Source organism: Streptomyces sp. SAS_281 (assembly GCF_052542855.1).
The window spans coordinates 37,605-51,316 of record NZ_JBMNDO010000018.1; the positions used below are offsets into that span (position 1 = coordinate 37,605).

Annotated in this window: 9 protein-coding genes; 2 read left to right on the plus strand and 7 right to left on the minus strand. The window is 73.4% G+C overall.

The features are described from left to right. Window positions 1–74 precede the first annotated feature (74 nt). Window positions 75–851: a molybdate ABC transporter substrate-binding protein gene (gene modA / locus ACN6LM_RS09495; RefSeq protein ID WP_445064859.1), complete on the plus strand. Its 777-nt coding sequence runs from the start codon at window positions 75–77 to the stop codon at window positions 849–851. Between the two features lie 18 nt (window positions 852–869). Further along, window positions 870–2,777 (plus strand): ABC transporter permease, encoded by a 1,908-nt coding sequence (locus tag ACN6LM_RS09500; protein WP_445064860.1) that lies wholly within the window; start codon window positions 870–872, stop codon window positions 2,775–2,777. Window positions 2,778–2,784: 7 nt separating this feature from the next. Here ACN6LM_RS09500 and ACN6LM_RS09505 read toward each other — a convergent pair whose 3' ends face one another. The 7 genes from ACN6LM_RS09505 to ACN6LM_RS09535 all read right to left on the minus strand — a co-directional run bounded on the left by ACN6LM_RS09505 (window position 2,785) and on the right by ACN6LM_RS09535 (window position 13,450). Next, window positions 2,785–6,822 carry a molybdopterin-dependent oxidoreductase gene (locus tag ACN6LM_RS09505; RefSeq protein WP_445064862.1) on the minus strand — a complete coding sequence of 1,346 codons (4,038 nt, stop codon included), beginning with the start codon at window positions 6,820–6,822 and terminating at the stop codon, window positions 2,785–2,787. A 135-nt stretch (window positions 6,823–6,957) separates the two neighbouring features. Further along, on the minus strand, window positions 6,958–7,311 hold the full coding sequence (mnhG, locus tag ACN6LM_RS09510) for a monovalent cation/H(+) antiporter subunit G (protein WP_445064863.1): 354 nt from the start codon (window positions 7,309–7,311) through the stop codon (window positions 6,958–6,960). After that, complete coding sequence (locus ACN6LM_RS09515) at window positions 7,308–7,643, minus strand: monovalent cation/H+ antiporter complex subunit F (protein ID WP_445064864.1); 336 nt, start codon at window positions 7,641–7,643, stop codon at window positions 7,308–7,310. The genes mnhG and ACN6LM_RS09515 overlap by 4 nt, the downstream gene beginning before the upstream one ends. Further along, window positions 7,640–8,281 carry a Na+/H+ antiporter subunit E gene (locus tag ACN6LM_RS09520; RefSeq protein ID WP_445064865.1) on the minus strand — a complete coding sequence of 214 codons (642 nt, stop codon included), beginning with the start codon at window positions 8,279–8,281 and terminating at the stop codon, window positions 7,640–7,642. The genes ACN6LM_RS09515 and ACN6LM_RS09520 overlap by 4 nt, the downstream gene beginning before the upstream one ends. Continuing rightward, window positions 8,278–9,933 carry a Na+/H+ antiporter subunit D gene (locus ACN6LM_RS09525; protein ID WP_445064866.1) on the minus strand — a complete coding sequence of 552 codons (1,656 nt, stop codon included), beginning with the start codon at window positions 9,931–9,933 and terminating at the stop codon, window positions 8,278–8,280. Before ACN6LM_RS09525 ends, ACN6LM_RS09520 begins: the two co-directional genes overlap by 4 nt. Then, window positions 9,930–10,544, minus strand: a complete 615-nt coding sequence (locus tag ACN6LM_RS09530; protein WP_445064867.1) for a Na(+)/H(+) antiporter subunit C — start codon at window positions 10,542–10,544, stop codon at window positions 9,930–9,932. Before ACN6LM_RS09530 ends, ACN6LM_RS09525 begins: the two co-directional genes overlap by 4 nt. Then, window positions 10,541–13,450, minus strand: a complete 2,910-nt coding sequence (locus tag ACN6LM_RS09535) for a Na+/H+ antiporter subunit A (RefSeq protein ID WP_445064868.1) — start codon at window positions 13,448–13,450, stop codon at window positions 10,541–10,543. Before ACN6LM_RS09535 ends, ACN6LM_RS09530 begins: the two co-directional genes overlap by 4 nt. Between the last annotated feature and the right edge of the window lie 262 nt (window positions 13,451–13,712).

Consider the following 13,712-nt stretch of genomic DNA (forward strand, 5'->3'; position numbering starts at 1 on the left):
CTGCCATGTGTTTTCCCATGGAAAGCTGTAAATGCGATGTGATCACCCCTACTCTTTGGCACATGCTGTGCTCCATGACTTCTGCTTCCACCCGGCGGCGCGCCGCCGTGGCCCTTGTCGTCGGCCTGCTCGCGCCCCTCACCGCATGCGGCGGGGGCGACGACACCGCCAAGGGCGAGGACACGGCCGCCGACCTCACCGTGCTCGCCGCGTCCTCGCTCACCGATGTGTTCAGGGAGGCGGGTGCGGCGTACGAGAGGGAGCACCCGGGCACGAAGGTGACGTTCTCCTTCGCCGGGTCGCAGGAGCTGGCCGCGCAGGTCGGACAGGGCGCCCCCGCCGACGCGCTGGTCACCGCCGACACGAAGACGATGGACGGGCTGAAGTCGGACACCGGCACGCCGACGGTCATCGCGAAGAACCGTCTCGTCATCGCCACGGGCAAGGGCAACCCGGAGAAGGTGGAGAACCTCAAGGATCTGGCCGACACCGGGCTGAAGGTGGTCCTCGCCGCACCCGAGGTGCCGGTGGGGCGGTACAGCAAGCAGATCCTGGACGCGCAGAAGATCACCGTGAAGCCGGTCTCGCAGGAGCCCAACGTGCGCGCGGTGCTCAGCAAGGTCCAGCTGGGCGAGGCGGACGCCGGGCTGGTCTACCGGACCGACGTCGCCTCGGCCGCGGGCAAGGTCGACTCGGTCGACATCCCGGACGAGCAGAACGCCGTCGCCTCGTACCCGGCGGCGACCCTGAAGGCCGGCAAGCACGGGGCGGCGGCCGAGGCGTTCGTAAAGTGGCTGTCCTCGCCCGAGGCGCAGAAGATCCTGACCGGTGCGGGCTTCCAGCAGCCGTAGCGTGGACAAGGAACGCCGATGAACCGACCCCGCGGCCGCGCGCCGCTCGTGCTGGCCCTCCCCGCGCTCCTGGCCGTCGCGTTCCTGCTGCTGCCGCTGGCCGGCATCCTGGCCCGGACCTCGTGGGGCGAGCTGGGCACCCACCTCACCGGCGAGGGCACCACCCGGGCGCTGACGCTGTCGCTGATCGTCTCCGGCTGGGCGCTGGCCCTCTCCCTCGTCCTGGGGGTGCCGCTGGCGTGGCTGCTGGCCCGGGTCGACTTCCCCGGCAAGGTCTTCGTCCGCTCGCTGGTGCTGCTGCCGATGGTGCTGCCGCCCACGGTCGGCGGGGTCGCCCTGCTCCTCGGCTTCGGCCGCCGGGGTCTGCTGGGGCCGTGGCTGGAGGACTGGTTCGGGATCACACTGCCGTTCCACACCTCCGGCGCGGTGCTCGCGGCGACCTTCGTCGCCATGCCGTTCCTGGTGATCAGCCTGGAGGGCGCGCTGGGCGGGCTGCGCCCCCGCTACGAGGAGACCGCGGCCTCCCTGGGAGCTTCGCCGGTACGGGTGTTCTTCACGGTCACCCTGCCGATGGTCGCTCCCGGGCTGGCCGCCGGAGCGGCGCTGACCTGGGCACGGGCGCTCGGCGAGTTCGGGGCGACCATCACCTTCGCGGGCAACCTCCCCGGCACCACGCAGACCCTGCCCCTCCAGGTCTATCTGCTGCTCCAGGACGACCCGGAGGCCGCGACCTCGGTGTCCCTGCTGCTGCTCGTCATCGCCATGGCGGTGCTGCTCGCGCTGCGGGGGCGGTGGACGGGGAGGCCACCGGAGCGTACGCGGCATGAGACCGGCGACGACGACCCCGCGCCCGTACGCGAGCAGCCTCTTCCGGAGCCGTCCGGTGGCGCACTCTGGCCCCTCCACGCCGAGGTCACCGGCTTCGACGAGCTGACGCTCGACGCGGAGGCCGGGACCACCATCGCCGTCGTCGGCCCGAACGGCGCCGGCAAGACGACCCTGCTGCGCGCCCTGCTCGGCCTCACCCCGCGCGCCCGTGCCCGGCTCCTCCTGGGGAACACCGACGTCTCCGCCCTGCCCGCCCACCGCCGGGGCGTCGCCTGGGTCCCGCAGGACGGCGCGCTGTTCCCGCACCTGAGCACCCTCGCCAACACCGCTTACGGGCTGCGTGCCCAGGGCGTGCCGCGCGCCGAGGCCCGCCGCACCGCGCAGGAGTGGCTGGACCGGCTCGGGGTCGGGCACCTGGCCGCGCGCCGCCCCGCCCAGGTCTCCGGCGGCCAGGCACAGCGCGTCGCGCTGGCCCGCGCGCTGGCCGCCCGTCCGCGCCTGCTGCTCCTCGACGAACCGCTCGCCGCGCTCGACCAGACGACCCGGTCCCGGGTCCGGCACACCCTGCGCCGCCATCTCGAAGGGTTCGGCGGCGTCTGCCTCATCGTGACGCACGACCCCGTGGAGGCCGTCGCGCTCGCCGACCGGGTCCTCGTCCTGGAGGACGGCCGTGCGCTCCAGGACGCCCCGCCCGCCGAGGTGACCCGGCACCCGCGCTCGCCCTGGGTCGCCCGGATGTTGGGCCGCAACGCCTGGCCCGGCACCGCCACCGCCGACGGCCTGGAGCCTTCGGGCGGCGGTCACCTCGTCGCCGCCGACCCGCTGCCCGCCGGGGCGCCCGCGCTGGCGGTCATCGCGCCCGAGGCCGTCTCCGTGCACCGGGAGAAGCCCGGCGGGAGCCCGCGCAACGTGTGGCCGGGGACGGTGCGCGAGATCACGGCGGGCGGGAGCCGTCTCCGGGTGCTGGTGGGCTCGGAGCACGCGCCGGACCTGGTCGCGGAGATCACGCCGCAGGCCGCCGCCGAGCTGTCCCTCGCGGACGGGGTGGCGGTGTGGACCAGCGTGAAGGCGACCGAGGTGACGCTCGTGGCGCTCTGAACGGGGCTCAGTAGACGTCCCGGACGTACCGCTTGTCGGCGGCGAGCTGCTTCACGTACAGGGCGGCGGCCTCCGGGTCGAGCCCGCCGTGGGCGACGGCGATGTCGCGCAGCGCCCGGTCGACGTCCTTCGCCATCCGGGCCGCGTCGCCGCACACGTAGAAGTGGGCGCCGTCGCGCAGCCAGGACCACAGCTTGGCGCCGTGCTCGCGCATCCGGTCCTGCACGTAGACCTTGGCGCGCTGGTCGCGCGAGAAGGCGGTGTCCAGGCGGGTGAGGGTGCCGTCGGCGAGGAAGGACGTCAGCTCCTCCTCGTAGAAGAAGTCGGTGGCCCGGTGCTGCTCCCCGAAGAACAGCCAGTTGGGGCCGGGGTCGCGGCGGGCCCGGCGCTCCTCCAGGAAGCCGATGAAGGGGGCGACGCCGGTCCCGGGGCCGACCATGACCATGGGTGCGTCGGGGCGGGCCGGTGGCCGGAAGTGCGGGGCGCGGCGGACGAAGACCGGGACGCGGGTGTCGGGACCGGCGTCCGCGAGGAAGGGCGAGCAGACCCCGGCGCGCGGGCGGCCGTGGGTGTTCTCGTAGCGGACGACGGAGACCGTCAGGGAGAGGCGGTCGGGGTCGGTGAGCGGGCTGGACGATATCGAGTACAGGCGGGGCTGGAGCGGCTTGAGGATGCCGGCCCACTCCTCGGGGGTGGCCTTGACCGGGTACGCGGCGAGGACGTCGACGGCCTGGCGGCCCCAGGACCAGCGGGCCAGCTCGCCCTTGTTGTCCGGCCGCAGCATCTTCTTCAGGTCGCGGTCGCCGGTGTGTTCGGTGACGAAGCCGAGCAGGGCGGGGGTGAGGCGGGTGATGTCCAGGTGGGTGTGGAGCGCTTCGCCGAGCCGGAGTGCGCCGAGGCCGCCGACCTCGATCTCGGCGTCGGCGTCGAGGCCGGTGACGGAGAGCCATTCGGCCACCAGGTCCGGGTGGTTGACGGCGTGGACCCCGAGCGCGTCACCGGCCGCGTAGTCGAGCGCGGTCCCGGTGCCGCTGGTGTCGAAGGTGAACCGGCGGACCTCCTTGCCGGAGCCGGGCAGCCCGAGCAGCCGGTTGCCGGCCAGCCGGGCGGTGACGGGGGCGGGCTTCGGGGTGCGGACCGGGGCGGGCGCAGGCGCCGGGGCCGGTTCGGCAGGCGGGGCGGTCAGGCCGGCGAGGACCTGGTCGAGCCAGCTCAGCGCGGACGGTTCGTAGTCGGGTTCGCAGTCGGTACGCGGGGCGAGGCGGACGGCCCCCAGCTCGTCCAGGCGCCGGTCGAGCCGCCGCCCGTGCCCGCAGAAGTCGTCGTACGAGGAGTCGCCGAAGGCCAGTACGGCGTACCGCCTGCCGTCCAGGGGCGGGAGGTCGGCGGCCGTCAGGGCCTCCCAGAACCCGGAGCCGTTGTCGGGCGCGTCGCCGTCCCCGAAGGTGCTGGTGATCAGGAGGAGGTCGGCGGCGGGCGGCAGGGCGCGCGGGTCCGCCTGGTCCATGCCGAGGAGCCGGGTGCGGTGGCCCGTGGCGGTGAGCCGGTCGGCGGTGGCGGCGGCGAACTCCTCGGCGTTGCCGGTCTGCGAGGCCCACAGCACGACGACCTCGCGGCCGGGAGCGTCGGCGGGGACGGGCGCGGGGTCGTCGGCGGGCGTCCCGGTGCGCGAGTACATGCCGGCCAGGACGCCGTTGACCCAGCGCGCGTGCTCGGCGCCGAAGGGTGCGCCGGGCGGGAGGACGGGGACGCCGGGGGCGCCCAGGGGCAGCCCGGCGAGGAAGCCGACGAGGTACTGGCGCTCGTGCTCGGCCAGGACGGGGGGCGGGGTGGTCTCCAGGCCGAAGACGGCTGCGGTTCCGGGCACGTCAGCGACGGGAAGGGGCGGCGCGGCCACCTTCGTCAGCGTGACCGCGCACACCTTGAACTCCGGCTGGTAGGAGACCGGGTCCACGGCGTCGCCGGTCACCGCGTTGACACTGAGGTATTCGCCGAACAGGTCGTTCCAGTGGAAGGGCGCGAAGCAGCAGCCCGGGGCCACCCGGTCGGTGACCACGGCCGGCAGCACGGCCCGCCCGCGCCGTGACTCGACCTCCACCGGGTCGCCCTCCGTGAGCCCGAGGCGTGCCGCGTCCTCGGGGTGCACCTCCACGAACGGGCCGGGGTTCAGCCGGTTGAGCTTGGCGACCTTGCCGGTCTTGGTGAGGGTGTGCCACTGGTGCTGGACCCGGCCGGTGTTGAGCAGGAAGGGGTAGTCGTCGTCCGGCATCTCGGCCGCCGGGACGTGGGGGCGGGCGAAGAAGCGGGCGCGTCCGCCCGGCGTCGGGAAGACCGGGCCGCCGCCGTCCGGGGCGAGATAGCGGATGGGGTTGCGGTCCGGGCCGTCGGCGGTGGGAGCGGGCCACTGGACGGGGGCGGTGCGCAGCCGTTCGTACGTCACGCCCCGCAGGTCGTAGCCGGTGCGGGGGTTGGCGGCGCGCTTGATCTCCTCGAAGACCTCCTCTGCGCTGTCGTACGTGAAGGCGTCCTCGTACCCCAGCGCGCAGGCGACACGGGCGATGATCCGCCAGTCCGCGAGGGCTTCGCCGGGCGGCTCGACGGCCGGGCGGGCGAGGGTGAGGTTGCGTTCGCTGTTGACGAGGACGCCCTCCGTCTCGCTCCACAGGGCGCCGGGCAGCACGACGTCGGCGTAGGCGTTGGTCTCGGTGTCGGCGAACACGTCCTGGGTGATGACGAGTTCGGCGGCCTCCAGGGCCTCGATGACGGTGCGGCGGTTGGCGACGGAGGCGACGGGGTTGGTGCAGATGATCCAGCACGCCTTGATGTCACCGGCCGCCATCCGCTCGAACATCTCGACCGTGCCCCGGCCGCACTCGTCCTTGCGGAGGGTGCCGGGGGCGAGCCCCCACAGCTCCTCGGTGAAGGCGCGGTCCTCGTCGTCCAAGAGGGACCGCTGACCGGGCAGTCCGGGGCCCATGTAGCCCATCTCGCGCCCGCCCATCGCGTTGGGCTGGCCGGTGAGCGAGAGGGGGCCGCTGCCCGGGCGGCAGATCGCGCCGGTCGCGAGGTGGAGGTTGATCAGCGCGTTGGTGTTCCAGGTGCCGTGGGTGGACTGGTTGAGCCCCATGGTCCAGCAGCTGGTCCACTCCCCCGCCTCGCCGATCCACCGGGCGGCCAGGCGCAGGTCGTCCTCCGGGATGCCGGTGATCTCCGCGACGGCGGCGGGCGGGTAGTCGGCGAGGAACTCGGGCATCGCCTCCCAGCCCTCGGTGTGCGCGGCGATGAACGCGGGGTCGGTGTGCCCGTCGGCGTGGAGCAGGTGCAGGAGGCCGTTGAGGAGGGCCAGGTCGGTGCCGGGGTTGACGCGCAGGAAGAGGTCGGCCTTGTCGGCGGTGGCGGTGCGCCGGGGGTCCACGACGATCAGCTTGGCGCCCGCCTTGACGCGGTCCAGGAGGCGCAGGAAGAGGATCGGGTGGCAGTCGGCCATGTTGGAGCCGATGACGAGGAAGACGTCCGCGCGGTCCAGGTCGTCGTAGGAGCCGGGCGGCCCGTCGGCGCCGAGCGACAGCTTGTAGCCGCTGCCCGCGCTCGCCATGCACAGCCGCGAGTTGGACTCGACGCGGTTGGTGCGGACGAACCCCTTGGCCAGCTTGTTCGCGAGGTACTGCGCCTCCAGGCCCAGCTGCCCGGACACGTAGAACGCGACGGCGTCCGGTCCGTGCGTGTCGATGACCTCCCGCAGCCGCCGCGCGGTGGACGCGACCGCCTCGTCCACACCCACCGGCACGGGCTCCGCGCCGCGCTCCGGCCGCATCAGGGCGGTGGTCAGCCGGCCGGGGGCGGCGAGCATGTCCGCGGTGGTCGCGCCCTTGGTGCAGAGCCGCCCGGCGTTGGCGGGGTGGGCTTTGTCGCCCGACGCCTTGAGGACCGTTCGGCGTCCGTCGGGCCCGGCCGCGATGTCGAGGACCATGCCGCAGCCCACCCCGCAGTACGAGCAGACCGTACGGACCTGAGTGGCGTCGGCCGACGAGCTCTGTGGGGGCACGGGGAAGACCTTCCGTGAATCGGATCGTGCTCCGACGGTAGGAAGGCACCGTTACGCCGGTGTGGCACCGGCCGATCATGGGCGGTAACGCTCGTCGCACACCGGGCGGGCCGCCGGTGTGAGAAGACCGGCCGGTCAGGTCTCCTCGGTGAGCTGTTCGTCCAGGTCGTCGAAGAGCAGCTCCGTGTGGTCGACCTGCCCCGTCCGGTACGCGGAGCGGGCGACCAGGTGCGCGGCGACCGGGCCGGTCATCAGCTGGAAGAAGCCGATCAGCGCCAGCGTCGCCAGGTCCATGCCGCTGCGCAGCCGCAGCGCGACCCCGGCGAGCACGATGAGCATGCCGAGCGCCTGCGGTTTGGTCGCGGCGTGGCTGCGCGAGAGCACGTCCGGCAGGCGCAGCATGCCGACCACCCCGAGCAGGCAGATCACGGCGCCGAGCAGCACCAGCGCCGCGCCCGCCGTGTCCAGGATCTGGAGCCAGACGCTCATGGCCTCTCCTCCCCGCCGTTCCGGGCCCGCTCACTGTGCGAATGGCCCGGGGGCCGGTCGCGCACGGCGATGAAGCGCGCGATGCCGACCGAGCCGGTGAAGCCGAGGAACGCCAGGACCAGCATGATCGGGAAGTAGAAAGGGTCGCGGGCGAAGGCCGACTTGGCGCCGAGACCGGCGATGATCAGCGCGGCGCAGACGTCCAGGGCGATGGCCCGGTCCAGCATCGACGGACCGCGCCAGATGCGGGCGAGCAGCAGCGCGCCGGCGACGACGGTCACGACGACCGCTGCGATGAGCAGGACCCGGTCCACGGTCTCCGGCGCGCTCATGTGCCCTCCTTCCGGCCGCCCGGCCGCTCGCCGGCGTCCGGCGGGTCCGGGGGCGGTGCGGCGACCCGCTCGATCTCGTCGCGGGTGCCGAAGGCCCGTACCATCAGCTCCTCCATGCGCCATACGGACCGCTTGGCCGCCGCCAGCGCGGCCGGCCGGCCGTCCAGAACGTGTACGAAGACGGTGGCGGTGGCGCGGCGCACCTCGACGACCGAGCTGTCGGGCACGTTGGACACCCCGACGGCGGTCGCGGTGAGCATGAGGTCGGAGCGGCAGCGCAGCGGTACGGCGATGACGGCCGCCCGGCGGGGCTGCCGTCCGTGGATCTGCCGGGTGACCTTCACGCCGGAGGTGTACATGTCGTACAGCAGATAGCCGGCGAGCCGCAGGATGCCCCAGGGGTGCAGCCGCAGCCCCAGGTCGACCGCGGGCAGCGGGAAGGCCAGGCAGACGACCACCGCGACCATGGCCCCGGTCAGCAGGTTCGCCCAGTTCAGACTGGACCAGAGCAGCACCCAGATGACGGTGAGCCAGGCGATCAGCGGCAGGTCGAGCACCCTCCGGCGCCGGGCGCCGAACGCGGCGCTGAACGGCGGCAGGTCCTTGTTCCGGAAGGAGAGGGTGACGAGGCGTTTCACGGGCCCAGCACCTCCTGGGTGTACGGCGTGCGGGCGAGGAGTTCGGCGGCGGCGCGGTCGGTGTACGAGGTGAGCGGACCGGCGAACACGGTGAAGGCGAGGCCGAGTCCGACCGCGGCGGCCGTCGCCCAGGTCATCGGTCGGGGCAGCACGCTGGTGGTGGTGACGGCGTGGCCGTGGAGCGTGGCGGCGACGGCGAGCCCTGCGGGCTGGTGGCGGATGCGGACGCCCTCGTCGCCGGTGCCGGCCATCCGGTCCGGGCCCTCGTCGGCGTCGTCGTCGTCGCTGTCGTCGTCCGACTCCAGGACCGTGCCGGCGGCGGCCTGCCCCGGGGGCGCGGCCCGCCAGAAGGCGAGGTTCCAGACCTTGGCCATCACGTACAGCGTGAGGAGGCTGGTCACGGTCGCGCCGGCGACGAGGATCCAGGCCCACACCCCGCCGTCGGCGACACCGGCGCGCATGAGGCCCAGCTTGCCGATGAAGCCGGACAGCGGCGGGATGCCGGCGAGGTTCATCGCGGGCACGAAGAAGAGGACGGCGAGGGCGGGGGCGGCCCGGGCGATGCCGCCGATCCGGGTGAGCTCCGTGGTGCCGGTCCGGCGTTCGATCAGCCCGGCGACCAGGAACAGCGTGGTCTGGACGGTGATGTGGTGGACGACGTAGACGATCGCACCGCCGTACGCCTGCCGGGTGGCGAGGCCGATGCCGAAGACCATGTAGCCGATGTGGCTGATGAGGGTGAAGGAGAGCAGTCGCTTGAGGTCGGTCTGGGCGACGGCCCCCAGGATGCCGACGATCATCGAGGCGAGGGCCGCCGCCATCAGCAGGTCGCCGAGCCGGTTGCCGGGGAAGAGCAGGGTCTCGGTGCGCAGCATGCAGTAGACGCCGACCTTGGTGAGCAGTCCGGCGAAGACGGCGGTGACGGGGGCGGGCGCGGTCGGGTAGGAGTCGGGGAGCCAGGCGGCGAGCGGGAAGACGGCCGCCTTGATGGCGAAGACCGTCAGCAGCATGGCCTGGATCAGGGTCTGGACGCCCAGCGGGAGCGCGCCCAGGCGCTCGGCGAGCTGGGCGAAGTTGGCGGTGCCGGTCGCCGCGTACGTCATGGCGATGGCGGTCAGGAAGAGCATCGAGGAGAACAGCGAGATGATCACGTAGGTGGAGCCCGCCCGGATGCGCGGACCGGTGCCGCCGAGGGTCAGCAGGACGAAGCTGGCGACGAGCATGATCTCGAAGCCGACGTACAGGTTGACCAGGTCGCCGGCGAGGAAGGTGCACGAGACCCCGGCGACCAGGATCAGGTACGCGGGGTGGAACACGGCGACGGGTGTCTCCTCGTCCCGGTCCGCCATGCCCTGGCCCAGGGAGTGGACGAGGACGCACAGGGTGATGGCGGAGGAGACCGTCAGCATCAGCCCGGAGAGCCGGTCGGCGACCAGGGTGATGCCGAGCGGCGGCGCGAAGTCCCCGAGGTGCACGGAGAGCGGTCCGTCGGTGTCGGCGGCGATCATCAGGGCGACCGAGAGGCCGAGTACGGCGGTGAGCACGGCCACGCTGATGAAGCGCTGGATCTGCTTGAGCCGGGTGCCGAAGGCGAGGCTCAGGCCGGTCGCGCAGAGCGGCAGCAGCACCGGCAGCGGGACGAGGGCGTTCATCCGGTGCCTCCCGGGTCGTGGGTTGCGGGCCCCTGCGGGTCCTCGGTGCTCTTCGCGTAGTCCTCCGGGTCCGCGCCCAGGACGTCGTGCCACAGGTTGCCGGTGGCGTCGCGGCCCCTGGCCTGGAGGGCCCGGTCGGCGCGCAGCCGGGCCCTCAGGCGGCGCCGTTCGTCGCGGTAGGCGCGGCGTGCCCCGGCGCTGCGGTCGCCGTCGGCCCGGAACCGCGCGCGCAGTTCGTCGCGCTCGTCCAGCACCTCGGCGCGCAGGACGATGCGGCGGTCCTCCAGGTCGTCGTGGACCTCGTCGGTGCCGGTCAGCTGATGGCCGCGGTAGGCCATGGCGAGCAGGAAAGCGGTGGTGGCCAGGGTGATGACGATCGCGGTGAGCGCGATGGCCTGGGGCAGCGGGTCGGTGACCCGGCCCAGGTCGACGCCGTACAGCAGCGGTTCGCGGCCGGCCGTGCCGGTGGCGGACAGGATGAACAGGTTGATGCCGTTGCCGGCGATGACCGCGCCGAGCAGGATGCGGGTGAGGGGCCGGGTCAGCATGAGGATGCCGCCGACCGCGCAGAGGACCGCCGCGGTGGCCAGGAGCGAGGCGCTGACGGTCACGGGGCGGCCTCCCCGGGCTCGGGACCGGCCCCGCGGGCGGCGGCCTGCTCGGCGGCGGCGCGCTCGATCTGCCGGTCGATCTTGGCGCCGAGGGCCCGCACGATGTCGAGGACGACGCCGAGGACCAGCAGGTAGACCCCGCAGTCGAAGATGACCGGGGTGCCGAACTCGAAGTCGCCGACGAGCGGCAGGTGGCCGTGGTACGTCCAGGCGTGCAGGACCGTTCCGTCGGAGAGGCCGATCAGGGCGACCCCGGTGGAGACGAAGAGGCCGAGCCCGGTGAACAGGCCGGGTTGCAGCGGCGCGGCCTCGGCGAGCTCGAAACGCCCGCCCGCGAGGTAACGGGTGATCAGGGCGAGGCCCGCGACCAGCCCGCCGACGAAGCCGCCGCCCGGCATGTTCTCGGCGCAGAACAGCAGGTACACCGAGAGCACCAGGATCGGGTGGAACAGCAGCCGCGCCACCACCTCGAAGACGACGGACCGGTGCTCGGGCGCCAGCGTGGCGCCGGCCGCCAGCCAGCCGCGCTCGGGCGCCCCCTCGTCTCCCTGGGGGACGCCGGTCAGCGGCTCGGCGGTCACGGACCAGGCGGTGCGGCCCCGTACCCCGGTGGACGCCGCCGTCCCCTCGGCGCGCCGGTGCAGGTAGATGAGGCTGGTGACGCCGATCGCGGCGGCGGCGAGTACGGCGGACTCCCCCATGGTGTCCCAGGCGCGGAGGTCGACGAGGATGGTGGCGACGACGTCCTTGAGGCCGTGGTGGGCGGTCTCCTCGACCATGGCGGCGCCCGCCGGGGACGCGGTGCGCGCGGCGGCGGCGACCCAGACCACCACGCCGAGGGTCGCGGCGGCGGCCAGGGCGACCGGGATGCGCACGGCCCGCCGCCAGGTGCTCACGGACTCCTGGAAGTGCACCGGCATCCGCCGCAGGACCAGCACGAACACGATCATCGACACGGTTTCGACGCAGAACTGGGTGAGCGCCAGGTCCGGGCCGCCCTGGACGACGAACAGCAGGGCGGTCCCGTAGCCGGTGAGTCCGGCCAGCACCACGGCCTTCATGCGGCGTCGGACGGTGAGGCAGAGGAGGGCCGCCGCACAGGTGAGGGCGGCGACGGCGCCCTGGAGCGGAACGTCCCAGAGCCGGGGCGCGGACGCGCCCTGCCAGGGGCGGTCGGCGATGAGTACGGCGAGCTGTCCGGCGAGCATCACCAGCAGGGTCGTCGCGAGGTACACGGAGAGGGAGCCGCGCTGCACGAAGCCGGTGGCCTGGAGCGAGAGGCGTTCCAGGCCCAGGAGCAGCTGGCCGAAGACGCCGTCGGCGGTGGGCCAGGCGATGCGCCGGGAGAGCCGGGCGACCCGGTCGCGCGCGGCGAAGAGGACCGCGCCGCCCGCGGTGGCGGCGGCGGAGAGGAGGAGGGCGGTGCCCCAGCCGTGCCAGAGCGCGAGGTGGTACGGGTGGGCGGGGGCCGGGAAGGCGTCGGCGTAGGCGCTGAGCAGCCGGTCGGTCCAGCCGACGCCGGGGCCGAGGACGAGCCCGCAGAGGGCGAGCGCGGCGGGCGCGGCGAGGAAGGCCGGGCCGACCCGGTGCACGGGGGTGTCGGCGACCCCCGGTTTGCGCAGGAAGCCGCCCCAGATGAACCGGGCGGTGTAGGCGACGGTGAGCGCCGAGCCCGCGACCGTGACGCCGAGCGCCCAGCGGTCCGCCGTGTCGCCGTGCAGCAGCGCCTCGAACGCCGACTCCTTCGCGGCGAAACCGAGCAGCGGGGGCAGGGCGGCCATGGAGGCGGCGGCGAGCACGGCGACGGCGCACACCTGGGGCAGGGCGCGTCCCACGCCGGAGAGCCTGCGCAGGTCACGGGTGCCGGCGGCGTGGTCCACGATGCCGGTGACCAGGAAGAGCGGGGCCTTGAAGAGGGCGTGGCCGAGGATCATGACGGCGGCGGCGAGCGCGGCGTCACGGTTGCCGACGCCCGCGAGGAGCGTGAGGAAGCCGAGCTGGCTGACGGTGCCGTACGCCAGGACGATCTTCAGGTCGTGGAGCCTGAGGGCACGCCACCCCCCGAGGAGCATGGTCGCGGCGCCGAAGATCATCACGACGGGCCGCCAGCCGGGCACGTCGGCGAAGGCGGGGGCGAGCCTGGCGACCAGGTAGACCCCGGCCTTGACCATCGCGGCGGCGTGCAGATAGGCGCTGACGGGGGTGGGCGCGGCCATGGCGTTGGGCAGCCAGAGGCTGAACGGCCAGACCGCCGACTTGGACAGGGCCCCGCACAGGACGAGCAGGACGGCGACGTGGACGGCGGTGGTGGCCGGGGGCGGGTCGGCGAGGATCGCGGAGATGCGGTAGGTCCCGGCTTCCTGACCGATGATCAGGAAGCCGATGAGCATGCCGAGGCCGCCGAGCGTGGTCACGGTCAGCGCCTGGAGCGCGGAGCGTCTGCTGTGGCGCTGCTCGCTGTCGTACCCGATGAGGAGGTACGAGAAGACGGTGGTGAGCTCCCAGAAGACGTAGAGGGAGATCAGGTCGTCGCTGAGGACGAGGGCGAGCATCGCGCCCGCGAACGCGAGCAGGTTCCCGGCGAAGCCGGACAGCCGGGGTGTCGTGTCGCTGAAGTAGGAGGCGCAGTAGAGCAGGACGAGGGTGCCGACGCCGGACGCGAGCAGCACCATGAGTTCGGCGAGCGCATCGAGGCGCAGGTCCACGGAGACGCCGTAGTCGGGCATCCAGGCCCAGGACCAGTCGACCGAGGAGCCGGACGCGGCCGTCTCCCACTGGGTGAACGCCCAGCAGGTGGTGGCGGCGGGCGGCAGCGCCAGGACGAGGAAGGCGCGCGCGCCCAGCCGTCGCACCAGCGGGCGCGCGAAGGCCGCGAGGACGAAGTGGGCGACGATGAGCGCGGTCATACGGCAGGGCTGCGGGGTGCGGCGGCGGGTGGCGGGGCCTGCGGGGCTACCGAGCGGACAGAGGGCACTAAATACAGATATATCCCCGGCGCCGCTTCACCTGTCCGACCCGCCGCACCCCGGGCGGCCCGTCACATCGGAGAGGGCGTCATCGCTTCGTGGCGATCATGTGCTCGACAGATGTTGAACATGTGAGCCCACTTCCTCTTCATTTTTGCACTGTGACTACTATCTACCCGTCCTGGTTCTCAACGGATTTGAC

What these genes read in the sequence shown, in the direction of transcription:
- ACN6LM_RS09515 (WP_445064864.1), bottom strand. Translation starts at nt 7,643, where the DNA reads ATGAGCGCGCCGGAGACCGTGGACCGGGTCCTGCTCATCGCAGCGGTC.
- ACN6LM_RS09525 (WP_445064866.1), bottom strand. Translation starts at nt 9,933, where the DNA reads ATGAACGCCCTCGTCCCGCTGCCGGTGCTGCTGCCGCTCTGCGCGACC.
- ACN6LM_RS09500 (WP_445064860.1), top strand. Translation starts at nt 870, where the DNA reads ATGAACCGACCCCGCGGCCGCGCGCCGCTCGTGCTGGCCCTCCCCGCG.
- mnhG (WP_445064863.1), bottom strand. Translation starts at nt 7,311, where the DNA reads ATGAGCGTCTGGCTCCAGATCCTGGACACGGCGGGCGCGGCGCTGGTG.
- ACN6LM_RS09535 (WP_445064868.1), bottom strand. Translation starts at nt 13,450, where the DNA reads ATGACCGCGCTCATCGTCGCCCACTTCGTCCTCGCGGCCTTCGCGCGC.
- modA (WP_445064859.1), top strand. Translation starts at nt 75, where the DNA reads ATGACTTCTGCTTCCACCCGGCGGCGCGCCGCCGTGGCCCTTGTCGTC.